The organism is Chryseobacterium indologenes (assembly GCF_001295265.1).
Taxonomy (GTDB): Bacteria; Bacteroidota; Bacteroidia; order Flavobacteriales; family Weeksellaceae; genus Chryseobacterium; species Chryseobacterium indologenes_A.
This window is the reverse complement of the sequence record NZ_LJOD01000002.1, coordinates 237,913-260,733: the sequence shown is the minus strand read 5'-3', so window position 1 is coordinate 260,733 and position 22,821 is coordinate 237,913. Positions and strand designations below refer to the sequence as shown.

28 protein-coding genes are annotated in these 22,821 nt (G+C 38.2%); 19 read left to right on the top strand and 9 right to left on the bottom strand.

Annotated features, from left to right (window positions below):
* Entirely contained in the window at window positions 1–510 is a 510-nt protein-coding gene (locus AOB46_RS05250) for a ClbS/DfsB family four-helix bundle protein (protein ID WP_062697025.1), read from the top strand.
* A 315-nt stretch (window positions 511–825) separates the two neighbouring features.
* On the opposite strand, the gene lysS is transcribed toward AOB46_RS05250, so the two are convergent.
* The 4 genes from lysS to AOB46_RS05230 all read right to left on the bottom strand — a co-directional run bounded on the left by lysS (window position 826) and on the right by AOB46_RS05230 (window position 4,310).
* Window positions 826–2,523 carry a lysine--tRNA ligase gene (gene lysS, locus AOB46_RS05245; RefSeq protein WP_062697024.1) on the bottom strand — a complete coding sequence of 566 codons (1,698 nt, stop codon included), beginning with the start codon at window positions 2,521–2,523 and terminating at the stop codon, window positions 826–828.
* Between the two features lie 255 nt (window positions 2,524–2,778).
* Window positions 2,779–3,711 (bottom strand): 23S rRNA (adenine(1618)-N(6))-methyltransferase RlmF, encoded by a 933-nt coding sequence (rlmF, locus tag AOB46_RS05240; protein ID WP_062697023.1) that lies wholly within the window; start codon window positions 3,709–3,711, stop codon window positions 2,779–2,781.
* Window positions 3,712–3,714: 3 nt separating this feature from the next.
* Window positions 3,715–4,089, bottom strand: coding sequence for a c-type cytochrome (locus tag AOB46_RS05235; protein ID WP_062697022.1), 375 nt, complete (start codon window positions 4,087–4,089; stop codon window positions 3,715–3,717).
* Window positions 4,089–4,310 (bottom strand): hypothetical protein, encoded by a 222-nt coding sequence (locus AOB46_RS05230; protein WP_062697021.1) that lies wholly within the window; start codon window positions 4,308–4,310, stop codon window positions 4,089–4,091. Before AOB46_RS05230 ends, AOB46_RS05235 begins: the two co-directional genes overlap by 1 nt.
* A gap of 138 nt (window positions 4,311–4,448) precedes the next feature.
* On the opposite strand from AOB46_RS05230, the gene AOB46_RS05225 reads away from it, so the two are divergent.
* From AOB46_RS05225 to AOB46_RS05160, 15 genes are all read left to right on the top strand, one after another.
* The gene (locus tag AOB46_RS05225) at window positions 4,449–5,093 is read left to right on the top strand and encodes a hypothetical protein (RefSeq protein WP_062697020.1); all 645 of its coding nucleotides are present in this window, start codon (window positions 4,449–4,451) and stop codon (window positions 5,091–5,093) included.
* Between the two features lie 141 nt (window positions 5,094–5,234).
* A complete protein-coding gene (locus tag AOB46_RS05220; RefSeq protein WP_131724321.1) occupies window positions 5,235–5,768 on the top strand; it encodes a hypothetical protein in 534 nt (177 codons plus the stop codon).
* 250 nt (window positions 5,769–6,018) lie between these two features.
* Entirely contained in the window at window positions 6,019–7,443 is a 1,425-nt protein-coding gene (locus AOB46_RS05215) for an anthranilate synthase component I family protein (protein ID WP_062697321.1), read from the top strand.
* A 38-nt stretch (window positions 7,444–7,481) separates the two neighbouring features.
* On the top strand, window positions 7,482–8,081 hold the full coding sequence (locus AOB46_RS05210; RefSeq protein ID WP_062697018.1) for an anthranilate synthase component II: 600 nt from the start codon (window positions 7,482–7,484) through the stop codon (window positions 8,079–8,081).
* 42 nt (window positions 8,082–8,123) lie between these two features.
* Complete coding sequence (gene trpD, locus AOB46_RS05205; RefSeq protein WP_062697017.1) at window positions 8,124–9,113, top strand: anthranilate phosphoribosyltransferase; 990 nt, start codon at window positions 8,124–8,126, stop codon at window positions 9,111–9,113.
* Between the two features lie 48 nt (window positions 9,114–9,161).
* Window positions 9,162–9,941 carry an indole-3-glycerol phosphate synthase TrpC gene (gene trpC / locus AOB46_RS05200; RefSeq protein ID WP_062697016.1) on the top strand — a complete coding sequence of 260 codons (780 nt, stop codon included), beginning with the start codon at window positions 9,162–9,164 and terminating at the stop codon, window positions 9,939–9,941.
* Between the two features lie 2 nt (window positions 9,942–9,943).
* The gene (locus tag AOB46_RS05195; RefSeq protein WP_062697015.1) at window positions 9,944–10,630 is read left to right on the top strand and encodes a phosphoribosylanthranilate isomerase; all 687 of its coding nucleotides are present in this window, start codon (window positions 9,944–9,946) and stop codon (window positions 10,628–10,630) included.
* Between the two features lie 42 nt (window positions 10,631–10,672).
* Window positions 10,673–10,801: a transposase gene (locus tag AOB46_RS23795; RefSeq protein ID WP_241489165.1), complete on the top strand. Its 129-nt coding sequence runs from the start codon at window positions 10,673–10,675 to the stop codon at window positions 10,799–10,801.
* Window positions 10,802–11,338 (top strand): hypothetical protein, encoded by a 537-nt coding sequence (locus tag AOB46_RS05190; RefSeq protein ID WP_131724320.1) that lies wholly within the window; start codon window positions 10,802–10,804, stop codon window positions 11,336–11,338.
* On the top strand, window positions 11,310–11,846 hold the full coding sequence (locus AOB46_RS05185; RefSeq protein WP_062697013.1) for a hypothetical protein: 537 nt from the start codon (window positions 11,310–11,312) through the stop codon (window positions 11,844–11,846). The genes AOB46_RS05190 and AOB46_RS05185 overlap by 29 nt, the downstream gene beginning before the upstream one ends.
* Window positions 11,847–11,862: 16 nt before the next feature.
* Entirely contained in the window at window positions 11,863–13,053 is a 1,191-nt protein-coding gene (gene trpB, locus AOB46_RS05180; protein ID WP_062697012.1) for a tryptophan synthase subunit beta, read from the top strand.
* Window positions 13,054–13,112: 59 nt separating this feature from the next.
* A complete protein-coding gene (gene trpA, locus AOB46_RS05175) occupies window positions 13,113–13,847 on the top strand; it encodes a tryptophan synthase subunit alpha (RefSeq protein ID WP_062697011.1) in 735 nt (244 codons plus the stop codon).
* A 78-nt stretch (window positions 13,848–13,925) separates the two neighbouring features.
* The gene (gene lipB, locus AOB46_RS05170; protein WP_062697010.1) at window positions 13,926–14,654 is read left to right on the top strand and encodes a lipoyl(octanoyl) transferase LipB; all 729 of its coding nucleotides are present in this window, start codon (window positions 13,926–13,928) and stop codon (window positions 14,652–14,654) included.
* Between the two features lie 276 nt (window positions 14,655–14,930).
* Complete coding sequence (locus tag AOB46_RS05165) at window positions 14,931–15,890, top strand: protein-glutamine glutaminase (RefSeq protein ID WP_062697009.1); 960 nt, start codon at window positions 14,931–14,933, stop codon at window positions 15,888–15,890.
* Window positions 15,891–15,960: 70 nt separating this feature from the next.
* Entirely contained in the window at window positions 15,961–16,278 is a 318-nt protein-coding gene (locus AOB46_RS05160; RefSeq protein WP_062697008.1) for a hypothetical protein, read from the top strand.
* Window positions 16,279–16,396: 118 nt separating this feature from the next.
* On the opposite strand, the gene AOB46_RS05155 is transcribed toward AOB46_RS05160, so the two are convergent.
* A complete protein-coding gene (locus AOB46_RS05155; RefSeq protein ID WP_062697007.1) occupies window positions 16,397–17,149 on the bottom strand; it encodes an SDR family oxidoreductase in 753 nt (250 codons plus the stop codon).
* A gap of 235 nt (window positions 17,150–17,384) precedes the next feature.
* Here AOB46_RS05155 and AOB46_RS05150 point away from each other — a divergent pair, with 235 nt between their 5' ends.
* The 3 genes from AOB46_RS05150 to AOB46_RS05140 are packed head-to-tail and all read left to right on the top strand — an operon-like array spanning window position 17,385 to window position 18,906.
* On the top strand, window positions 17,385–18,017 hold the full coding sequence (locus tag AOB46_RS05150; RefSeq protein WP_062697006.1) for an NAD(P)H-dependent oxidoreductase: 633 nt from the start codon (window positions 17,385–17,387) through the stop codon (window positions 18,015–18,017).
* 31 nt (window positions 18,018–18,048) lie between these two features.
* The gene (locus AOB46_RS05145) at window positions 18,049–18,483 is read left to right on the top strand and encodes a MarR family winged helix-turn-helix transcriptional regulator (protein ID WP_062697005.1); all 435 of its coding nucleotides are present in this window, start codon (window positions 18,049–18,051) and stop codon (window positions 18,481–18,483) included.
* A complete protein-coding gene (locus AOB46_RS05140) occupies window positions 18,484–18,906 on the top strand; it encodes an organic hydroperoxide resistance protein (RefSeq protein WP_062697004.1) in 423 nt (140 codons plus the stop codon).
* A 177-nt stretch (window positions 18,907–19,083) separates the two neighbouring features.
* Here AOB46_RS05140 and AOB46_RS05135 read toward each other — a convergent pair whose 3' ends face one another.
* The 4 genes from AOB46_RS05135 to AOB46_RS05120 form a co-directional block, all read right to left on the bottom strand.
* Window positions 19,084–19,713 (bottom strand): peptide deformylase, encoded by a 630-nt coding sequence (locus AOB46_RS05135; RefSeq protein WP_062697003.1) that lies wholly within the window; start codon window positions 19,711–19,713, stop codon window positions 19,084–19,086.
* Window positions 19,714–20,025: 312 nt separating this feature from the next.
* Window positions 20,026–20,898 (bottom strand): ChaN family lipoprotein, encoded by an 873-nt coding sequence (locus tag AOB46_RS05130; protein WP_062697002.1) that lies wholly within the window; start codon window positions 20,896–20,898, stop codon window positions 20,026–20,028.
* A gap of 238 nt (window positions 20,899–21,136) precedes the next feature.
* Complete coding sequence (locus AOB46_RS05125; RefSeq protein WP_062697001.1) at window positions 21,137–22,165, bottom strand: hemin-degrading factor; 1,029 nt, start codon at window positions 22,163–22,165, stop codon at window positions 21,137–21,139.
* Between the two features lie 4 nt (window positions 22,166–22,169).
* Complete coding sequence (locus tag AOB46_RS05120) at window positions 22,170–22,820, bottom strand: class I SAM-dependent methyltransferase (RefSeq protein ID WP_062697000.1); 651 nt, start codon at window positions 22,818–22,820, stop codon at window positions 22,170–22,172.
* Window position 22,821: the final 1 nt, after the last annotated feature.

The window sequence follows — 22,821 nt, the reverse complement described above, 5'->3', positions numbered from 1 at the left end:
ATGATTCAGTATAAAGACAAAGCAGACCTTATTGACACCATAAGAAAGAATTATCTGCTTTATGATCAGGAATTCAATGATATTAAGGAAGGGGAAAAAGATCTTCTGAAACCGGGAGCTGATAAAACGCCTGCTCAAAATATTTCCTACCAGCTGGGCTGGACCAGCCTTCTTTTACAATGGGAATCTGATGAGAAGAGAGGTATTGATGTAAAAACTCCCACACCGGAATACAAATGGAATAATTTAAAAGGGTTATATGAATCTTTTTATGAAGAATACAGTTCTTACAGCCTGCAGCAGCAAAGAGAATTGCTGAGAAAACAGGTAGATGAAATTGTCCAATGGATAGAAAATCTTGATGATGAGGCCTTATTTCTTCCGGAGCAGAGAAAATGGGCAACCACTCCTGCAAAATGGCCGGTTTGGAAATGGATTCATATTAATACGGTGGCCCCGTTTAAGAATTTCAGGGCACAACTTCGGAAATGGAAAAAAGAAAGTCAATGAATTCAGAGGAGTATAATTTAAAAGATTTTGAGTTGATCAGCGTTGAGTTTTATCTATACAGTTTAAAAAAAAAATGATCCAATCTTGCTTTTAAGTAACCTGCGGAAGTAATAGTTTATGGACTGTATGGATCAGGCTTAATCATGATGAAGTAAAGCTTTATGAACATGAGGGCTGTTCAGGTTTAGAAAAAACAGCAAAATTATTTTCCTCGTTATTGTTATAATGCAGAATATCAGAAGCGATATACCAATGTTACTTTATAAAAAAAGACTGCTTAAATTGTGAGGCAGTCTTTTTTTATCTTATTAGATTTTAAACCAGTTTCATCAAAAGATTTTCATCAATCTTTTCTACTTTCACCAGGTTATTTTTGGTTAAAGTCTTGGAAGCTTTATCCCATTTTTTTCCTGATAACTGGCTTCTGTCTTTTACTTCAGCTAAAGCCATTGGTTCTATCTGTGAATTCAGGATCTCAAGGATTACTTTTTCGTCCTCTCCCAATTCAATCTGAGGAACTGTTTTTTCAGGTCTCATCTGAGGGAAGAATAATACTTCCTGGATGGATGCATTATTGGTAAGGAACATGATTAATCTGTCCATACCGATTCCTAAACCTGAAGTTGGCGGCATACCGTATTCAAGAGCTCTTAAGAAATCCTGATCAATGAACATTGCCTCATCATCTCCTCTTTCTGATAAAGCCATCTGTGCCTCAAAACGCTCTCTCTGATCAATTGGATCATTAAGCTCTGAATAGGCATTGGCAATTTCTTTACCACATACCATCAATTCAAAACGCTCTGTTAAGCCTTCTTTGCTTCTGTGCTTTTTAGTCAGTGGGGACATTTCAATAGGATAATCTGTAATGAAAGTCGGCTGAATGAAGTTTCCTTCACATTTTTCACCGAAGATCTCATCAATTAATTTTCCTTTACCCATTGTTTCGTTCACTTCAATACCGATTGACTTGGCGAAATCATATAATTCCTTCTCCGTTTTTCCTGTAATATCAAAACCTGTGAATTTCAGGATGGCTTCTGTCATGGAGACTCTTGGGTAAGGTGCTTTGAAATCCACCTCATGCTCTCCAAAGGTAGCTTTTGTAGTTCCATTCACCTGAATTGCGCAGAATTCCAGTAATTTCTCAGTGAAATCCATCATCCAGTTGTAGTCCTTATAGGCTACATAGATTTCCATTGCCGTAAATTCCGGGTTGTGGGTTCTGTCCATTCCTTCGTTTCTGAAGTTTTTCGAGAACTCATAAACCCCGTCAAATCCACCAACAATCAGTCTTTTCAGATATAATTCGTTAGCAATTCTTAAATATAATGGGATGTCTAAAGCATTGTGATGCGTGATAAACGGCTTTGCAGCTGCTCCTCCCGGAATAGACTGTAAAATAGGCGTTTCAACCTCAAAATATCCGGCATCGTTGAAGAACGTCCTCATGGCATTGAACAGTTTTGTTCTTTTTACGAAGATTTCTTTCACCTGCGGATTTACCGTTAAATCTACATAACGCTGTCTGTATCTCAGTTCAGGATCTGTAAATCCGTCATGTACGACTCCGTTTTCATCTGTTTTAGCCTGTGGAAGCGGACGTAAAGCCTTCGTAAGCAATGTAAAATTCTTTACCAAAACTGTCTTTTCCCCCACCTGCGTAGTAAACAAGGTACCTTCAATACCAATAATATCACCGATATCTAAAAGGTGCTTGTACACTTCATTGTATAATTCCTTATCGTCTCCCGGACAGATTTCGTCCCTGTTGAAATAAACCTGGATTTTCCCTTTAGAATCCTGCAATTCTGCAAAAGAAGCCTTCCCCTGAATTCTGCGGGACATTAATCTACCAGCGATCTTCACCTGTTTATTTTCAGAAAAATCCTGTTTTATAGATTCTGTAGTATCTGTAATGGTATACTCATCCGCAGGGAACGCATTAATCCCCATTTCAGTAAGCTTGTTCAGCTTTTCTCTCCTAATGATTTCTTGTTCTGATAATTGCATTTCTTATTTTTCTAAAAGCGTACAAATTTAGGGATTTTTGAGTTGACCGTCAATGTCTTTTATCAGAAATTTATTAAATGGCAGTTGGTAAGGGAGTTTCTGCTGGAAAGAAGGACAGAAGTAAGGAAAAGAGAAAAGATAATAGACGAAGAGATGAGAGGCCTATGAAAATGTGAATGGACAATTGTTAATTTGCTTCGCAGTGAATTTTCACAAGTTACCACAATTCACTATTGACTTGCAAAGCAAAATTGACTATTGGCTTTTAAAGCCGGATCTGTCCATCTCCGGTACAAACGTCCAGGCCAAAATTCTGCTGACCTTCTGCCCCTGGGCCATATCAATGATTTTAAAATCCACGGCTTTTATTTTTTTGATGAGTGCTGTTAATTTATGAAGGTTGTCACCTTTTGAAACCAGGCATGTAAACCATAAAACCTGCGAAGAGTAAGAAGAACTCTCCTCAATCATCTTTGAGATAAAAGCCAGTTCGCCTCCTTCACACCATAATTCAGATTGCTGTCCTCCAAAATTAAGCAGCGGCTTTCGGGACTTTGACTGTCCCAGGCCTTTTCTTTTTCTGAAACTTCCTTTTAATGCAGATTCTTCTGAATCATGAAAAGGAGGATTACACATAGAAAACATGAATTGCTCACCAGGGTCTATAATATTTTTGAATATATGATTGGAATCCGGCTGCTGCTTTACATGAATAAAAGATGATAAATCAGGATTCTGATTCAAAATAAGCTGTGCATTTCCCAATGAATCCTTATTAATATCCGTTCCGGTCATTGTCCATCCGTAAGACCTGTTAGCGAGCAAAGGATAGATAAGATTAGCTCCCGTTCCGATATCCAATCCTTTTACCGAAGTTCCTGTCGGAATTTCCGGATGCTGATCTGCCAGCAAATCGGCAAGATAATGGATGTAATCTGCCCGTCCGGGAATAGGAGGACATAAGTTGATCTCCGGAATATCCCAGTCTTTGATACTATAAAAATGGAGCAGTAACGCTTTGTTCAGTAATTTTACGGCTTTAGGAATGCTGAAATTGATGGTTACCGTCTGGTGGGCATTCACAAAAACATAATGTTTCAGTTCTGGCACACAAGAAATAAGCTGCTCAAAATCATAGGGATCCCGATGCAGATTTCTTGTGTGCAGACTGGATTTTTCAGCAGCCATATTTTATTTTTTCTGGCTTAAAATATAGGCTACCATTTTTTTGGCATCTTCTTTCGAAACCTGTGGATGGGCAGCCATCGGAACGCCTCCCCAAACTCCGCTTCCGCCTTCTATAATCTTAGAAGCCAGCAGTTCAATATCTTTATCAGAATACTTTTCTGCAATTTCCTTATAAGAAGGTCCTATCATTCTTTCATTAACGGCATGGCACCCTGAACAGTCTAATGTTCCGATAATCTGCTCACCGGAAAGATCAGATTTTGCCGGTTCTGAAGCCGTACTGGTCTCAGAAGGCAGACTTTCTGCCACCGTATTTTCTTTTTTAGAACAGGAAAGGATCAGCAATCCCATAGCTCCTGCCAAAAGTAATTTTTTCATTATTTTTTTGCTGTAGAATCTGTTTTAGCAGCTTCAGGAGCAGCAGTTGCAGGAGCAGCAGCTGGTGTTGCAGCAGGTTTAGCTGTAGAATCTGCAGCTACAGTTGGAGCGTCCGGTTCCGGCAGCATCGTGTTGCTGTCCTGTAATGAATGATCAGGTTTTTTAGAGCAGCTTACAGCCAATAAACCTCCGATGAATGCGATTGCTAATACTTTTTTCATTATTTTTTCTATAAAATTTAGACAAAAATATAAAAAATAAGTGTTTCAGATCATGACATCTGTCCACATTCATGATATTTGTACAGAATTTAACGACTTTATAGCAGCAATTCTCACAGATAATTTTAAATTTAAACTATGATTTTTATTTCTAAAATACTGTTTTTCACCAGCCATCATGGTTTTTATACTGTGATTGTCCTTCTGCTGTTCTTCGGACTGCTTTCATTTCTGACAAAAAAAGCATGGCTTCTCATTCCGATTCTTCCTTTAGCTATTCTGAACGGTTTTGCCGGACAGTATCTGAACGCCTGGTTTTTAAACCAATACGGAACAGAGAGTATTGCTGTTATTACTTCAGATGTTGAAACCAACTCTACCTTAAATGACATGTACATCCATGATTACGAAGCTATTGTAAAAAAACAGGATGGAAAATATATTGCTACATTCTTTTCCACTACAACAGCCTCTATTTACCCTATTGAAAATGCAATCAGAATTCCGGAGACTGAAAAGCCATTCCCCGTAAAATATATTCCGGGGTATGAAAAAAATATTGTGATCCTTTACTATCAGTCAGAAGAGGGAAAAAAGATGCTCAGATATGAAAAGCTCGGTCCGGTAAATTCCGCAAGAATCAAATATGAAGCAGACAGGACCAATCAGGAATTTATCCGGGAATATTCCGATGCCTTGGAAGCATATCTGCAGTTATACGAAGAACCTGAATACAGGAATAAACTCGAGGAATTAAAAAGAGAATCAGACAGCTCCAGATAGCAGTTTAGTTGGAAAGGGCCATAAAACAGATCTTAATTTATAAACTGTGCAAATTATCATTTGAACTGCATCTGCATTTTATATAATTTAAACTATTATCCATTGAAAACAGACTTTATAGAAAAAAAAACAAATGTGAGAATGATCTGGATTTGTTTCATTTCATGTTTCATCTTCTTTTTCATTGCCGTTAAGGCTTCCATGAAACAACGGGTAACCTTTGATAATAGTACTGAAATAAAAGGAGTTTTAAAGGAGAATATTAAAATTAAAAAGGGAAAAAGAGGTAGCGAAACGCTAATCATCAGCTTAAAAGAATATCCGGAAATAAAGTTTGTGATAGGCAGTATTGTAATAGATCAAACCTATACTCATGAATTGATGTCTGAAAACAAACAGGATGATACCCTTAGCTTCTCGATTGAAAGTACAGAATTCAGAAGTAAAATTTTAAGATCGGAGAAAATCCCGTTTCCTGAAAACTATTTACGTAACAACACCATAAGTATTGTTGAAATTCATAAAAATAATCTTCAGTACTTAACGATGGACGATTACAATAAAGCACACCAGAAAAACACATATTTATTAATTGCTTTTTTTGGATTCATGGGAATTCTTATGCTGTTTGTAGGAGCGAAAGGGGTACGATATTACCGGGCAAACTACCGGTAAAGTGTATTAAAGTTCTTTTATTTTCATTTTTTTTATTTCTGTATCAAAAAAAATTTCTACATTTGTCCCATGTTAAATATCAACAACAATATGTGGTGGTGGCTTTCAAACTCTTCGTCGGGTCTGGAAGTATTGTCCTGTTGTTAATTTTACAATAGAAATAAGCAAAAACAATATATAGGCTTTGACGGATTCCGTTGAAGCCTTTTTTTATGATTCAATCTCAGTAAACCAACAAAAAAAACAGCAGATGTCTATTCAAAAAATTAAAATAAAAACCGTTTCAAAGAAAACATTGGGTGATCTTCATACCCCGATGAATATTTATCTTCAGATCCGGGACCGCTTCCGTGATACCATCCTCCTGGAAAGCTCGGACTCAAAAAACATTGATAATAATTTCTCTTTTATTGCCGTTAATGCCATTGCAGGAATAGAAGTTAAAAACCTCAGCGAATTTGAAGTGAAACTTCCCGGTTCCGATCCCGTAAAACAGTTTATCGGGGAACGGAATATTACAGAAATATTTGATGAATTCCGTACTGTTTTCGAAAGCGAATCCTCTGCAGATCCGGTTGAACAGACCGCTCAAAGTCTTTTCGGATATACCAGTTTTGAGGCTGTACAATTTTTTGAGAACATCAGCCTGAAGCCACAAAGCCCGGAAGTAGAAATTCCTATCCTCCGCTACAGGTTATATCAATACGTTATCGCCATCAACCATTACAATGATGAAATGCATATCATTGAAAACCAGATCAGCGGTATAAAATCTGAAGTTTATCTGCTGGAAAACCTTATTAAAAATCAGAATACCCCCGTCTACCCTTTTGAAAAAACCGGTGATGAAATATCTAATCTAACCGATGAAGAATATATAGAACTGGTAAAAACTGCCCAGAAACACTGTATGAGAGGTGATGTCTTTCAACTGGTTTTAAGCAGAAGGTTTGAACAGAAGTTTAAAGGAGATGAATTCAACGTCTACCGTGCTTTAAGAAATATCAATCCCTCACCCTATCTTTTCTTTTTTGATTACGGAAATTACAAATTATTCGGATCCAGCCCGGAAAGCCAGCTGATCATTAAAAACGGGAAGGCCGTAATACATCCTATTGCAGGAACTTTTAAAAGAACGGGAGATTTTGAGACTGATCTTCAATCCATTGAAGCACTAAAAAATGATCCCAAAGAAAATGCAGAGCACACCATGCTGGTAGACCTTGCCAGAAATGACCTCGGTAAACTGGGTAAAAATGTAACGGTTACCAAACTTAAGGAAATCCAGCTATTCTCCCATGTCATTCATATGGTAAGTGAAGTTACAGCTGATATTCAGGAAAACATCAATCCTCTGGAAATGGTATCAGCTACCTTTCCGCAGGGAACTTTAAGCGGTGCTCCCAAACATAAAGCTCTTCAGCTTATTAATCAGTATGAAAAAGATTCCCGCGGCTATTACGGAGGCTGTATTGGGATGATCGGCCTCAACGGAAGCTGCAATCAGGCCATTATGATCCGTACTTTTTTAAGCAAAAACAATACCCTGTATTATCAGGCCGGAGCAGGGCTTGTAGCCAGATCTGTACCTGAAAATGAGCTGCAGGAGGTTAATAATAAATTAAACGCACTCAAAAAAGCAGTGGATAAAGCCGGTAAATTAATGGTGAATTAAAAAAACTTATTCATCTTCCAACAATTAAAAATAGAACAATGAACAATACCACCCATTCTCAATCCCCCGCTAAAGTTCTCGTTTTTGATAATTACGACAGCTTTACCTATAACCTTGTCCAGATCATTGAACGAATTCTGAACCAAAAAGTAGATGTGGTAAGAAATGATGAAATTACTTTAGAGGAAATCGGAAAATATGACAAAATCATTCTTTCTCCCGGACCCGGAATTCCTGAAGAAGCAGGAATTTTACTTGACCTTATCAGAGAATATGCACCCAGCAAAAGTATTCTGGGAGTATGTCTCGGACAGCAGGCTATTGCTGAAGCTTTTGGAGGAAGCCTGATTAATCTTTCTGAAATCTTTCACGGGGTTGCAACCTCTGCGGAACTGGTAAAAGAAGATACCAGGCTTTTCAGAAACCTTTCCAGCGGGCTGGAAGTAGGGAGATACCACAGCTGGGCTGTCAACCCTGAAGGTTTTCCTGAAGAACTGGAAATTACTGCTGTAGATAAAGACGGGATGATTATGGCTCTTCAGCATAAAACCTATGATGTACACGGGGTTCAGTTTCACCCTGAAAGTATCTTAACCCCTGACGGGGAAGTTATTATCCGGAATTTCTTAAATCATTAAAGAATGCCAAACTCTTCTTCAACCACCATAAAAACTCCACAAATGAAAGAAATTCTTCAATACCTGTTCAACCATCATACTTTATCTAAATCTGAAGCAAAAGCTACGATGATTGAGATTGCACAAAATAAATTCAATTCTGCGGAAGTTACTGCGTTTATCAGTGTATTTCTGATGCGTAATATTACCCTTAATGAATTGAAAGGATTCAGGGAAGCCCTTTTGCAGATGGCTGTTCCGGTAAATCTTTACACCCATGATACACTGGATATTGTAGGAACCGGAGGTGATGGAAAAAACACAATCAACATATCAACCCTGGCAGGCTTTGTGGTTGCCGGAGCAGGACAAAAAGTAGCCAAACACGGGAACTACGGAGCATCTGCTACTACAGGATCATCCAATGTCATGGAAGAATTGGGATACCAGTTTAAAAACAATTCCGACCAGCTGAATGAGGATCTGGAAAAAGCGAATATATGTTTTCTTCATGCTCCGTATTTTCATCCTGCCCTGCAATCTGTGGGGGCTTTGAGAAAAGCCTTGGGACTGAGGACTTTCTTCAATCTCCTCGGCCCTTTAGTAAACCCTGCCAAACCTCAGTATTCAGTGATCGGGGTTTATAACCTGGAAATTGCAAGAATTTACCAGTATCTTCTTCAGAAAGAGAATCAGGAATTTATTCTCCTTCACGGACTGGATGGCTATGATGAAATAAGCCTTACCCAGGACAGTAAGATTATCACCCAAAATACTGAAGAAATATATTCTGCGGAGGATCTCGGGTTTCATCCTGTTACCCCGGAAAGTATACAGGGAGGTGAAAGCCCAAAAGAATCGGCCCGTATTTTCAGAAATATTCTGGAGGGAAAAGGAACAGAATCCCAGAATTCGGTAGTGCTTGCCAATGCAGCCACTGCCCTTTATCACACCCGTAAATTCGGAACGTATGAGGACAGCCTGCAGCTCGCCCGGGAAAGCCTGCACAACGGAAAAGCACTGAGAAGCCTGGAATTACTGATCAACGGTTGATCGTATAAACTAAAATGAACTTAATGACCTTTTGTAATGCATAAACAAATGACGATCCTGGATACAATTATTGCGAGAAAAAAAGAAGAAGTTGCCATTTCAAAAGCAGAAATTTCAACAGACCAACTGAAAGACTCAGCGTTTTTCGGAAGAAAAAGCCTGTCCCTGAAAGAATCTATACAAAGTAAAAGCGGAATTATTGCTGAATTTAAAAGAAAATCACCCTCCAAAGGAATTATTAATGACCTGGTTTTGCCATCGGAAGTAGCAGCAGCCTATCAAAATTTCGGAGCTTCCGGAATTTCAATTCTTACTGACAGAGATTTTTTCGGAGGAAGCTTTGATGACATTCTGAAAGTCAGGTCACAGACTCATATTCCAATCCTCAGAAAAGATTTTATGATTGATGAATACCAGTTTTATGAGGCAAAAAATATTGGTGCTGATGCCGTTTTACTAATTGCCGCATGCCTTTCACCACAGCAGGTTCAGGAATTCACAGAGCTTGCCCACCAGCTTGATCTGGAAGTATTACTGGAAATCCATACAGAAGAGGAGCTTGGACACTTCAATACGGATATCGACCTGGTTGGTATCAATAACAGAAATTTAAAAGATTTTAAAATTGACCTTCAGCATTCCGTCCGGTTAAAAGACCAGCTTCCTAAGGATACATTATCTGTTGCGGAAAGCGGAATTTACCGTATTGAGGATTTTCATTACTTAAAAAATAAAGGGTTTGATGGTTTTCTGATGGGAGAATATTTTATGAAAAGTTCAAATCCGATGAAAGCATTTGAAGAGTTCAGTGTTGAAATTTATAAATAATTATGAGTTTGCCATCTATTCCCCTTAACCAGTCTCTTAAACTGAAAGTCTGCGGTTTAACACAATATGATCAGATCAAAGAGCTTATTTCGATGAAAGCAGATTTTCTGGGTTTTATTTTTTATGAAAAGTCACCGAGATATGCTTTGAATCATTTGAATCCGGAAGATATTTTCAGCCTCAGCCATCCAGGAAAAACAGGTGTTTTTGTCAATGAAGAAACGGATAAAATTGCAGACATTGCAGAAAAAGCAGGTCTTAGTATGATCCAGCTTCACGGAGATGAAAACGAAAATTTTGTAAGCCAGCTGAAAAAAAAATTACCACCTGAAACTAAAATTATAAAAGTGATAAGAGTAGGTGAAAATAATCACGAAACCAGAGACAGGATTCAGAGAGTATTGAACTCTCAACGCTCAGTTATCAGTTATATACTCTTTGATACAGACAGCAGCGCTTTTGGAGGAACGGGAAAACAGTTTGACTGGACTCTATTAAATGAATTGGAAATTCCCCTTCCCTATTTTCTGAGCGGCGGTATTTCCGAAAACAATATTAACGATATCCGTCATTTGCAGCAAAGGCCCTTCGCAGTAGATATCAATTCTAAATTTGAAACAGCACCAGGGATTAAAGACCTTGATAAAATAAAAACAATATTCCCAAATAGTCCCGAAGGGACGGCTTAACAAAGAATCGTTACAATCCGGTTAAAATAATAAAAACACAAAATGTCCCAATCATTAGTAAAAAATTATGTCCATATTATTTTCAGTACAAAATACCGGGAAAATTTCATTGATGAAGTGATAGAAAAAGAATTGTTTTCCTACATTGCTGTATTTAAAAACAACAAATAAATGATGAATATCCATCAGTTAAAAAAGACATTTTATAAAACCCTGTTTCCGCCAAATTTCGGGAATGAAAAAATACAGGCCCTGTATAATTTTGTTTCCCGGAATGACAGGGATGTGGAATACTGGACTACAGACGGACCGCTTCTTGAATTTATCAACATCATCAAAAGTTTTGATGAAAGTGATATTCAATACTTTTTCGAAAGAATCGGCTTGTGGAACAGCTACTATCTGGTGATTATTTCAGACAAATTTTTAAACAGTCATGTTAAGGCCAGTGTTAAATACGATCTCGGAAAAATTTATGCTAAAGTTTTTCTGCTTTATGAGGATTCCGATCCGTATTTTTTAATTGATAACCTTGAAATTGCGGTTACGATGTATGAATCTGAAATAGATATGGCGACATGGATTGATCTGGCGAACAAAATTGAAATGCTTTATCATAAAAAACTGATCCCTGCACAGCAATATCAGTATAATCAGGATTTTATAAATAAATTTATCCATGAATTACTTGATCAAAAAAACGGATGAACTAAGCCTCCCGGAAATTGAATATATCCTGAAGCTCTGGGATATTCCTGAATGGATGACCATGAATCCTTCAGATTTCAGGTTTTCTTTTAAGGATTCGGAATTTCATTTCCTGACGGATCATCATGAAAAAATATTGGCTTTGAGCAGGCTCAATTTTGATTTCACCCTTGAAATCTACGGAAAACAGTATGCTTTTGCAGAAATTACAGGATTGGTTTCTGCACAGAAAAAAAAAGGATATGGTTCTCTTCTGGTAAAATTCTTACAAGAAAACACACAGCAGAGAAACCTGGAAGCCATAGGATTCTGTCTAAAAAAATTACGCCCTTTTTATCGTCAATGCAGGATTGAGATTTTAGAAAATAAAGCCAAAAACATTATGGAAAACAACGGAACAGAATGGACCGCTTCTGAAGACGATGACATCCTGATTTTTCATCTGTCCGGTAAAAGGAAAGAGCTGCTGAAATCCCTCAGCCCAGAAAACAATGCTTATTTTAATTAATAAAGAATAAAAAGAAATGAATTATAGAAACCCCGATGAACACGGATATTATGGAGAATTTGGAGGCGCTTTTATCCCCGAAATGCTTTACCCGAATGTAAAAGAACTTCAGGAAAACTATCTTGAAATCATAGAATCTGAAGAATTTCAGAAAGAATATCAGGATCTGCTTAAAAATTATGTAGGCCGCGCTACTCCGCTCTATTTTTCTAAGAACTTAAGTGAAAAATACAATACCCGGATTTATCTTAAAAGAGAGGATCTTAATCACACCGGAGCCCATAAGATCAATAACGCTTTAGGACAGGTATTGCTGGCAAAACGTTTAGGAAAAACCAGAATTATAGCCGAAACGGGAGCCGGACAGCATGGGGTGGCTACCGCTACGGCCTGCGCTCTTCTTGGAATGAAGTGCATTGTTTATATGGGCGAAATTGATATTCAGAGGCAGGCTCCCAATGTGGCACGGATGAAAATGCTCGGGGCCGAAGTTGTAGCGGCCACCTCCGGTTCCAAAACACTGAAAGATGCCGTAAACGAAGCTTTAAGAGACTGGATAAACAACCCTGTTACCACTCATTATGTGATTGGAAGTGTAGTGGGCCCTCACCCTTTTCCTGATCTGGTAGCCAGATTTCAGAGCATCATTTCAAAAGAGATCAAGGAACAGCTTCTCGAGCAGGAAGGAAGAGAGAACCCCGATTACGTTATTGCCTGTGTAGGCGGAGGAAGCAATGCGGCCGGAACCTTCTATCATTTTGTGGAAGAAAAGGATGTAAAAATTATAGCCGCAGAAGCAGGAGGATATGGTATTGATTCCGGAAAGTCTGCCGCAACTACTTTTCTGGGAACTTCAGGAGTTCTTCACGGAAGCAAGAGTCTTGTGATGCAGACGGAAGACGGGCAGGTTACAGAGCCCCACTCGATTTCCGCAGGACTTGATTATCCGGGAATTGGCCCTTTTCATGCCCATCTCTTTAAAGAAAAAAGAGCCGAATTTTTCAGCATTAACGATGATGAAGCCCTAAAGGCCGCTTTTGAGCTTACAAGACTGGAAGGAATTATCCCCGCACTCGAAAGCGCCCATGCTCTGGCAGTTTTAGATCAGAAGAAATTTAACGAAAGTCATATCGTCGTTATCTGCCTGAGCGGACGCGGCGATAAAGACATGGAAACCTATCTGAAACATCTGGGTAATAATGAATAAAAATACTTATTGGTAGCTATTCAGGAAGCTTTAGGATCTTTATTTATCTTTTTAAAAATATGAAAAAACTAAACATATACTTTACAGCAGGAATTCCACAACTGGAAGATACTGCAGACATTATACAACTGATTCAGAATTCCGGAGCGGATATGATTGAAATCGGAATGCCTTATTCTGATCCGGTAGCAGACGGACCCGTCATCCAGAAGGCACATGAGCTGGCTTTACAAAACGGAATGACCATTGAAAAGCTTTTCTCACAATTAAAAACAATTAAAGCGAAGATTACAGTTCCGGTAATTCTGATGGGATACATCAACCCGGTTTTAAGTTTCGGGTTTGAAAAATTCTGTCATGAATGCTCAGAAAGCGGGGTTTCAGGATTGATCATTCCTGATCTTCCTCCTATTGAATTTGAAAAAAATTATCAGCAGATTTTAAAAAAATACCATCTCAACTTTACCTTTCTGGTAACACCGGAAACTTCTGACGAGAGAATTCTGTATCTGGATTCTTTAAGTTCAGGATTCCTGTATGCAGTAAGCTCCTCTTCTACAACAGGGAATGACAACGCTGTCCTGAAGAACGAAAACTATCTGGCAAAATTAGCCTCCCTGCCGATAAAAAATCCGGTAATGATTGGTTTTGGAATCAAATCGAAGGAAGATTTTGAAAATGTAACGGAAAAAGCAGACGGTGGTATCATCGGAACAGCATTTGTGAACATCCTGCTGCAGAATAAAGACTGGAAGAATGCTGCCATAGATTTTATCCATGCTGTAAAAGGGTAAAATTCACTAAATTTGTAGGGTTAGAAAAATGGTATGAAATCAAGGTTCCATCCATTAAAATAAAACAGACATCAGTATATGAATACAAATCAGAATAAAGCAGTCGCATTTGAGGATCTGGGAATCAAAGAATATCAGCCCGCCTGGGATTATCAGGAAAGTCTGATGAAAAATATCATCGATACCAAGATTAAAAACCGTGATCTTCCTGCAGAGCAGCATATTACTACGCCTAACCACCTTCTTTTTGTGGAACATCCTCACGTTTACACACTGGGAAAAAGCGGACATGAAGAAAATATGCTTGCCGGGATTGATAAGCTGAAAGAGATTGAAGCAACTTTTGTGAAGACCAACCGCGGTGGCGACATTACCTATCACGGCTACGGGCAGATTGTAGGTTATCCCGTTCTGGATCTTGAAAATTTCTTTACGGATATTCATCTGTACATGAGAAATCTGGAAGAGGTGATCATCAGAACCATTGATGAATATGGGCTTAAAGGAGAACGCTCCCAGGGAGAGACAGGAGTATGGCTGGATGTTGGTAAACCTTATGCCAGAAAAATCTGCGCCATGGGTGTAAAAGCTTCCCGATGGGTTACCCTTCATGGTTTTGCCCTGAATGTAAACACAGATATGCGCTATTTTGAATATATTATTCCATGCGGTATCAAAGATAAACAGGTAACTTCTTTAAAAAGAGAGCTTGAAAGAGACCTGACCCCGGAGGAAATGGAAGATGTAAAAGCAAAAATCAGAAAGCATTTTGCAGATGTTTTCCAGGCAGAACTGCTTTACAAATAGCTCAGAAATCAATAAAACTTACATTATATAATCAAAGACCAGCGGTATTACAGCTGGTCTTTTTTCAGCCTTAAAAATTCATAAGAACCCTTTATTTCATTGGTTTTCAAATCATCCATTTCTTATTCAAAGCAATTTTTTTTTGATTTTTAGTTCAAAATAATTGGTTCATATTTTATTTTTATTTACATTTAATATCACAATTAGGTGAACTAATTTATCTTTACAATAAAACTAAAAACTACACCAACTTAATATATTTTAAACCACAAAATCATGAGAATTATGAAAAACCTTATCCTATCCATGATGGCATTTCTAAGTGTTCTGTCACTTAATGCCTGTGCAGATTCCAATGCGAATCAGGATTTAACTGCTAAAGAAAGCAGTATTGCTTTAAAAGACTTTGGAAAAACCATTCCGGTGGGAATAGAAGAGGAAAACGGAGCCCTTAAAGTTTCATTCATTGTTACCGCACAGTTCTATACCATTCAGCCAACCAAAGAAAATGAAAGCTATGTTGAAATGCTCCGGCAGGCCGTGAAAAACGAAACTCCGGTTCATGTTTTTCTTAAGCCCAATACCACTGAAATTGCCAAAGTTGAAAAAGCAACCGAGGAAGACCTTCGTTACTTCAAATCTGTCCTGTCAAAAGAAGTAAAGGAGGAGACTAATAAACTAACCAGTGTTCTGCCTAATGTTGCGACTTTAAACAGCATGTTCACCCTGATTAAAAATCAGGCCTGCGGAACCTCAACAGCTTCTTCACCATGTATTACTTTCAGATACCCGGTTGACGGATGCTATGCCAGAGCGCACAAAATGAGACAGATCCTCATCAACAACGGATACGATGCTGAAAAGCAGTTTGTATATGGTAACCTAAAAGCTTCCACTGGTACCTGCTGTGTATCATGGAGCTATCACGTTGCCCTTCTGGTGAGCTATAAAAATGCTTCCGGTGTTACAGAGAAAAGAATCTTTGACCCTTCCCTTTTCCCAAGCGGACCGGTTACAGACGCTGTATGGAGAGCTGCATGTGCCAATTCCAGCTGTGGATCTGTATCGGTAAGCTCATATGCCAATACAGCAGGAAATGTCTACTACAGAAGCCCTGCCGGTGCTCTGATGTATGATAACAGCTACATCAATACCAATTGCGTACTGACCACCTTCAGCTCTTTATCCGGATGTTCTCCTTCCCCGGCTCCTTATGTGGGACACTGTGGGTTTTAACTAAATCTCAGCAGTTCCTGTATCTGTTTTATTAATAAATTGCAGGAACTGTTATTTAATACATTATTTTATGAAAGCCTGGACTTATCTATTCTTATTATTCGTTATGATTACCTCCTGCTCCGGAAATTCAAGCCCAAAAAACCTGACATGGTATAACAATTCAACCATTACCCATATTACAGAAGACCCGGACAATCCGGAAAACTTCATGCGTGTATCTATAGGAATAAGCCAGCAGGTATTTTATGTATCCCGAAAGAAAGATGATGGTCTCATCCTGGATAAAGCAACTCAAAGCTATAAAAGAGGAAAAGCTTTTGATATAGGTATTGAAAATAACACCAACATCATTAAAGAAATGAAAGAAGTGAAAAAGGAGAAATAAGCCTTCCGACTTTTCTATACATTTTTGATTAAAAGATTGATTTCAAAAAACAGTCTGCATTCTTCTCAGCAGACTGTTCTTAAGGATCCCGTCCAGTTCTCGACGGGGTCCTTTTCTGTTAACGGATGACAGAAATTCCCGCATCTACCTTGATTTCTGCACCATGAATATACGAAGCATCATCCGAAGCCAGAAACAGTACTGTACCGGCAATCTCCGCAGGCTCTCCCTGCCTTTTGAAAGGGATTGTAGGAATAATATCGATAACCGCCTGATCAATCTGCTCTTCTGTAAGGCCTGTATTATTAAAAATATTGGTTTTAATATGTCCGGGACTGATCCCGTTTACCCGTATTCCTCTTTCCGTTAACTCTACCGCAAAGGTTTTAATAAAAGACTGTACTGCCGATTTCGCTGCTGAATACACCGAAAAATTCGGCATAGCCATTTCAGTCGCTATAGAAGTATTGAAAATCACCGAACTTCCTTTTTTCATCATCGGCAGGATCTGCTGAACGGTAAAAAATGATCCTTTCACCAGCATATTGAAAAGTTCATCAAACTGTTCCATCCCTACATTCTCAATTGGAGCAAACCTTCCATACCCTGCATTGGCAAAAAGCACATCAATGCTTTCGGTATATCTTAACACTTCATTACGCAGGTTCATCAGGTCTGTGAGGCTCCCTGCATCGGAAACAATTCCAAAAGCTTTTTCTCCCAATTTTTCTGAAGCTTTGCGGACAGTCTCCTCACTTCTGCCTGTAATAACCGCTCTTCCTCCCTCACGGATAAACTGTTCTGCTGTGGCTAATCCCATTCCGTTGGTGCCGCCTGTAATTAAAATGGTTTTGTTTTTAAATCGTTGCATTTGTTTTTATTTAAAATTCTCCTGCAAAGATTAAAATACAATCCATTCAGAAAAATCCGATTCTTGCGGAAAAAATCATTGGACGCTGAGAATAAATTATGCAAAGCACAATTAAATTTCTCATAATTAAATTGCACACAATTTAATTGTTTGTATATTTGCATAGTTATTTTAACATCCGGTTCATGAAACTGGAAATTACAACCCAGGTAGTTTAATTAAAAAAATAAGAAAAATGTCATTAATAGAAGATTTACAATGGAGACATGCAGTAAAAGCATATGATTCAAGCAAAAAAGTATCTGAAGAAGATCTGAACAAAATTTTAGAAGCTGCGAGATTAGCCCCTACTTCATCAGGATTACAGCCTTTCCGCATTATTGTTGTAGAAAATCAGGAATTAAAAAATAAAATGATGGCCGGCGCTCTGAATCCTGAGGTAATGAGAGATTCCTCACATGTTCTCGTATTTGCGGCATGGGACAGCTATTCCAATGAAAAAATAGATAAGGTATATGATTATCATACTGATGTAAGAGAACTTCCCAGAGGACGTTTCGGATCTTATACTGATAAAATTAAGGAAATGTACAATGCACAGAGCTCTGAAGAACATTTTGCCCACACTGCCCGTCAAACGTATATCGCATTGGGAATGGCTCTAGCACAGGCAGCCGAGTTAAAAATTGACAGTACTCCCGCAGAAGGGTTCAGCAGCCAGATAGTAGATGAAATTCTTGGATTAAAAGAATTGGGACTTAGAAGTGTAAGCCTTTTATACCTTGGATACAGGGATGAAGCAAATGACTGGCTGTCTTCTATGAAAAAAGTAAGAATTCCTATGGAGGAATTTATCATCAAAAAGTAATATCTTCATCATTTCTTTCATATTCAACCTTATGGACAATTCAAACCCTCCAAAATTAGAAAACCAGATCTGCTTTCCTCTATATGTTATTGCCAAAGAGATCACAGGTCTTTACCGCCCATTTCTGGATGAGCTTGACATTACGTATCCTCAATATCTTGTATTGATGGTACTATGGGAAAATGACGGAGTTACGGTAAGCCATATCGGTGAAAAAGTTTTCCTGGACAGCGGAACCTTAACTCCCCTTCTGAAAAGACTGGAAAGCAAAGGAATTATTAACAGAAAACGAAAAAAAGAAGATGAAAGAGTAGTTGAAGTATTTTTAACGGAATCAGGGAAACAGCTTCAAAAAAAGGCCTGTGAAATTCCCGGAAAAATCCGGAATAAGATTGATGCAGACCCCGAAGATCTTATTCATCTTAAGGAAACCATCCAAAAAATATTAAACAAAATAGAAAAATAAATGAAAACGTTATATACAACAAAAGTAACAGCTCAGGGCGGAAGAAACGGCCATGTAAAAAGTGAAAACGGTGTTCTGGATCTTGACGTAAGAATGCCTAAAGCTTTAGGTGGAAGCAATGATGATTTTGCCAATCCTGAAATGCTTTTTGCGGCGGGATATTCAGCATGTTTTGACAGTGCCCTTAACCGCGTGATCAGCCTTTCTAAAATAAAGACCGGTGAAACAACCGTAGCGGCAAAGGTAAGCATTGGACAGCTTGAAAACAGAGGGTTTGGTCTGGCAGCAGAACTGGATGTGAATATCCCCGGAGTTTCCTTAGAGGAAGCGCAGGCACTGATGGAGAAAGCTCACGAGATCTGCCCGTACTCCAATGCAACAAGAAATAATATGGAAGTGAAACTTTCGGTAACCAATAACTAATTATTTTCTACATAATAAAAAGACATCTTATCAAAAATAAGATGTCTTTTTTGTACCTAAACCATATAAACACGATAAACAGAAGCTAATTCCAGGAATACAATCTGCCAGATCCGCGAGAGATTAAAAGCAAAAAAATTCGTATTAAAATTTTATGAATTTATTGTTCCCGCTCTCCTATCTTCTCATCAGATCACTCTTCTGATAGGCATCCACTTTTTTGTAAGCATCGTTCTTTTCCCGTTCTTTTTTATCAGAAATCAGGATACCGAAAAGGTGATCAATTTCATGCTGGAAAATCACAGCAGTGAAACCTTCCACAATCTCTGAATATCTCTGTCCTTTTAAATCAACATATTCTAACTGGATCACTTTGCTCCTGTAAAACTGATCTCTGAAATCAGGAATGGAAAGATCACCTTCAGGACCCAGATTCTGTATATCTGATTTCCAGACAATAACAGGGTTGATAAAATATTCCAGGGGCTCTCCCTGCTTATCAAAACGTTGTACCCAGATCACTTTTCTGTTGATTCCTACCTGCGGAGCCGCAATTCCCACTCCACCGTTCGTAGAAAGAAGCGACTCTTTCATTCTTTTGACTAAAACGGCAGTATGAGGATCTGTAGCATCAATTTCTGAAGAAAAAGCCAGTAATATTTTATGCTGATGATCGTCTGTGGCCTGGTAAATCGGAAGTGCAGTGCTGCCGTCTCCCTGATTGATGATGGAAAGTTCAGCCGGTGTCAACTTCTGAGCATTGACTAAACCAATACATAAGATAAGCAGAAAGGATATTTTTTTCATTGTTATTGAAATGTAGTGCAAAGATAAAGATTGTTGCAGATTAACCTGATTCAGGGATAAGAAATTAGGTATAAAAAGGCTGAAAGATGCTTTTGTAATAGATACTGAAATCCACTCTAAGATCAGATGCTCTTAAAAAGATGAACTTTTATCCCGGATTAAGAATTAAATTAAATGAACAGTAATCTGTCCGAAAAACATGAACTATTCTGATGAAGCAGAATGAATCACATCAATACAGAAAAATCTGCAGGAAACAAAAAAACAGGCCAAAACCTGTTTTAAATAGTATCTATTTTATTATGAATATGATTAAAAGGTTTTCGTCATATCTGAAGGAATAATCAGATTAAAATCTGTCGGGATATAATCTTTTGAAGGGACTTTCAGATCCGGATCTTCGGATTCAAAAACAGAGATGACTGCCATTTTGAGGTTGGGATTCTTCTGCTTAATATACCAGTAAATTCCGCCGTATTCTTTGCTGTGATAGTTTCCGTTATAATGGATAAACGTTTTCCCGGCCTGCAGGTTTTCCAGGATAGATTCTGCCATGGTAGCATCTTTTACCGCCTGGGCAGAAATAAAGTTCATGACTTTTGTTCCTTCCGCATGCTCACCCATCATAGTTTTCATTTCAGGGTAACCGGGTGTATCCAGGGTAACTTTTACCGGAAGCCGGACAATGTACGCTTTTTCCTGCTCACTTAATTTATTTAAAGATTCTATACCTTCTTTAGCCGTTTGGGAAGCATATCTTCTGGGGATATTCGTTGCAATAAAACTTAGTTTTTTTTGTTTTGCAAAATCAACCAAAGGCTTATAATCTGTGGCGTAATTGTTCCATAAACGAGCTGAATCTTTAAGAGTTTTAGCATCAAATTTCCCGTTGAGATAGTTATTCAGCTGGTTTTGGTTGTCTCTTTCAAACATTTCGGCCCCAAGAATGATCTGACCCTTTTTCTTTTCGGATAAAGCTTCCGTAATTTTCAGCTGAAGCCAGTGGTTGATAGAATTATTATGATTTTCACCAAAGAAAACCACATCATATTCCGCCAGTTCTTTGACAAGCTTTTCGGTCTTTACTTCTTTTCCTTTTTTATCATAAAACTGATAGGCTTTAAAATTCTGCGCTTTTAATGAACAGAATCCTGCCACCAGTACGGCTATGAAAATATTCTTCATTTCCTGTTATTTAATTTAATCACAAATTACATTTTTTTGAACGAACAGCCAATCAGGATTGGGCATCAACTTCAGAAAAATTAGATTTACAAATCGCAAGTAAGACAAGGATAAATAATAATTGAGCAGTATTTAAGGTTTTGTCTAATTTTCCCATCATTGAATCTGATTTCAAATCTGCTAAAAAAAGCCGCTTTGAATAAAAAAACAAAACGGCTCATTCAAAATTATCTAATTATTATTTTTCTAATTCTGCTACAAGGTCTTTCCACTCCTGCAATTCAGGGATACCCGGTTTTCTTTTCCCGAAGAACTGAACGATGAAATCACCTTCTTTATTGAATACTTCGATGGCAGTTACTTCTCCGTCTTCTGTAGGTTTCTTAACGATCCATGCTTCTGCGATTTTTGTTACATCCATATGAAGATTGAAATCAGGATCCATTACATTGAACCACTGCTGATGCCAAAGGGTTTTCTTTACATTTCCGGTGTGAATCTGGATAATTCCCCTGTTTCCTACAAACACCATGATTGGAATATTCTTTTCGGAAGCATCTTCCAGTACATTCACCACTTTAGCATTATCTATTTTTTTAGCAAATCCTTCCGGAGCCAGTCTTAAAGCCTGGGTTCTGCTTACTCCGTATTTTCTGGTCATCATGAAGAAATCATGGGTGTCTTTTAATTCTGTCCAGGCTTTTCTGAATCCTTCCGCATCAATCTCAGAATCTGGCTTTTCTGCTGCCTTTGGAGCGACAGCTTCAACAATTAAGGCTTCATTCTGATCTTCAGCTTTATATTTCTCAGCAATGGCATCGAAGGCGGCTTCATTGCTGTCTTTTGTCAGGTAGATTTTATGCAGGGCAAGACCGTCTTTCCCGAAGAACTGAAGGCTTTTTTTATCTCCTTCCACTACAGCAAAAGCAAATTTCCAGTGGTTAAGGAAAATTCTCAGGTCAATATCTTCGCCTACAAAAAGCTGGGCATGAGGGCTGCTGAAATCTCCGTTCAGATAGGTTCCTTTTCTTTCGTGCACACACTCATCATTGCGGGTAAGAGCCATTACTTTTCCAAGCTGCTCTGCTTCAGTAAGGATATTCTGAAATTCGGGCTTCAGAACAGTTACTCCTTCTCCTATGCCTGTCGCTAGTAATTCAGCCTCACTTACTTCCAGCTGTGCTGCTGCATTTCTTATTCTGATGTGTGGATTTTCTGCTTTCAGAGCTTCCCATTTTTCCTTTAAATCATTAACTAATGTGCTCATTACTTTATTTTTTTATGGTTAAAACTGTATAAATTCTTGTTATGGTTTCTTTTCCTGTTTTGCTTTTTATTTCTTCCTGTTTTTCGGTGATCTTCATTCTTTTGAAATGGCTTTTGGAAACCAGCTTTTCCATTTCAGTATTGCTGTACAGAGTAAAATCAAATTCCGTGAATGGAAGTTTTTCCATGAAATCCCTCTGTCCGAAGGTAATAACCACCGTTCCGCCTTTCTTCAGAACTCTGTAGATTTCATTTAAAAACTCCAGGGGGTTTTCCCAGAAATAAACGGTATTGACGGTGAATATTTTATCGAAGGTTTTATCTTCAAAGGGAAGTATTTTTCCTTCGTACCATACAAAATCTGCTTTTCCTTCAAATTCCCTATTCAGTTTTTTTGCTTCCTGATGCATGGTTTCGGAAATATCTATTCCTGTATACTTAAGGTTTCGGGCTCTGCTGAAAATATGTTTAACATGTCCTGCATTGCCGTGCCCTATTTCCAGAATATGCTCATCATCTTCTATTAAAAGTCTAGTAATGCTTTCCAACGTCATGCTGATGTTAGTTTCATTCATCATCTCACCGATCTCTATTCCTTTTGCTCCCTGAGGATTGGCAAGATTCTGTGCGAGGATCTTTAAATCGTCTTTTTCCATG

Coding starts and splice junctions, on each gene's coding strand:
- AOB46_RS05230 (WP_062697021.1), bottom strand. CDS start 4,310: ATGAAAAAAGTATTAGCAATCGCATTCATCGGAGGTTTATTGGCTGTA.
- AOB46_RS05130 (WP_062697002.1), bottom strand. CDS start 20,898: ATGAAGAATATTTTCATAGCCGTACTGGTGGCAGGATTCTGTTCATTA.
- AOB46_RS05235 (WP_062697022.1), bottom strand. CDS start 4,089: ATGAAAAAATTACTTTTGGCAGGAGCTATGGGATTGCTGATCCTTTCC.
- AOB46_RS05250 (WP_062697025.1), top strand. CDS start 1: ATGATTCAGTATAAAGACAAAGCAGACCTTATTGACACCATAAGAAAG.
- AOB46_RS05215 (WP_062697321.1), top strand. CDS start 6,019: ATGTCTATTCAAAAAATTAAAATAAAAACCGTTTCAAAGAAAACATTG.
- lysS (WP_062697024.1), bottom strand. CDS start 2,523: ATGCAATTATCAGAACAAGAAATCATTAGGAGAGAAAAGCTGAACAAG.
- AOB46_RS05135 (WP_062697003.1), bottom strand. CDS start 19,713: ATGAAAAAAATATCCTTTCTGCTTATCTTATGTATTGGTTTAGTCAAT.
- AOB46_RS05210 (WP_062697018.1), top strand. CDS start 7,482: ATGAACAATACCACCCATTCTCAATCCCCCGCTAAAGTTCTCGTTTTT.
- trpC (WP_062697016.1), top strand. CDS start 9,162: ATGACGATCCTGGATACAATTATTGCGAGAAAAAAAGAAGAAGTTGCC.
- AOB46_RS05120 (WP_062697000.1), bottom strand. CDS start 22,820: ATGGAAAAAGACGATTTAAAGATCCTCGCACAGAATCTTGCCAATCCT.
- AOB46_RS05140 (WP_062697004.1), top strand. CDS start 18,484: ATGAAAACGTTATATACAACAAAAGTAACAGCTCAGGGCGGAAGAAAC.
- AOB46_RS05185 (WP_062697013.1), top strand. CDS start 11,310: ATGAATTACTTGATCAAAAAAACGGATGAACTAAGCCTCCCGGAAATT.
- AOB46_RS23795 (WP_241489165.1), top strand. CDS start 10,673: ATGTCCCAATCATTAGTAAAAAATTATGTCCATATTATTTTCAGTACA.
- AOB46_RS05225 (WP_062697020.1), top strand. CDS start 4,449: ATGATTTTTATTTCTAAAATACTGTTTTTCACCAGCCATCATGGTTTT.
- AOB46_RS05195 (WP_062697015.1), top strand. CDS start 9,944: ATGAGTTTGCCATCTATTCCCCTTAACCAGTCTCTTAAACTGAAAGTC.
- rlmF (WP_062697023.1), bottom strand. CDS start 3,711: ATGGCTGCTGAAAAATCCAGTCTGCACACAAGAAATCTGCATCGGGAT.
- AOB46_RS05160 (WP_062697008.1), top strand. CDS start 15,961: ATGAAAGCCTGGACTTATCTATTCTTATTATTCGTTATGATTACCTCC.
- trpB (WP_062697012.1), top strand. CDS start 11,863: ATGAATTATAGAAACCCCGATGAACACGGATATTATGGAGAATTTGGA.
- lipB (WP_062697010.1), top strand. CDS start 13,926: ATGAATACAAATCAGAATAAAGCAGTCGCATTTGAGGATCTGGGAATC.
- AOB46_RS05220 (WP_131724321.1), top strand. CDS start 5,235: ATGATCTGGATTTGTTTCATTTCATGTTTCATCTTCTTTTTCATTGCC.
- AOB46_RS05190 (WP_131724320.1), top strand. CDS start 10,802: ATGATGAATATCCATCAGTTAAAAAAGACATTTTATAAAACCCTGTTT.
- AOB46_RS05150 (WP_062697006.1), top strand. CDS start 17,385: ATGTCATTAATAGAAGATTTACAATGGAGACATGCAGTAAAAGCATAT.
- trpD (WP_062697017.1), top strand. CDS start 8,124: ATGAAAGAAATTCTTCAATACCTGTTCAACCATCATACTTTATCTAAA.
- AOB46_RS05155 (WP_062697007.1), bottom strand. CDS start 17,149: ATGCAACGATTTAAAAACAAAACCATTTTAATTACAGGCGGCACCAAC.
- AOB46_RS05125 (WP_062697001.1), bottom strand. CDS start 22,165: ATGAGCACATTAGTTAATGATTTAAAGGAAAAATGGGAAGCTCTGAAA.
- trpA (WP_062697011.1), top strand. CDS start 13,113: ATGAAAAAACTAAACATATACTTTACAGCAGGAATTCCACAACTGGAA.
- AOB46_RS05165 (WP_062697009.1), top strand. CDS start 14,931: ATGAGAATTATGAAAAACCTTATCCTATCCATGATGGCATTTCTAAGT.
- AOB46_RS05145 (WP_062697005.1), top strand. CDS start 18,049: ATGGACAATTCAAACCCTCCAAAATTAGAAAACCAGATCTGCTTTCCT.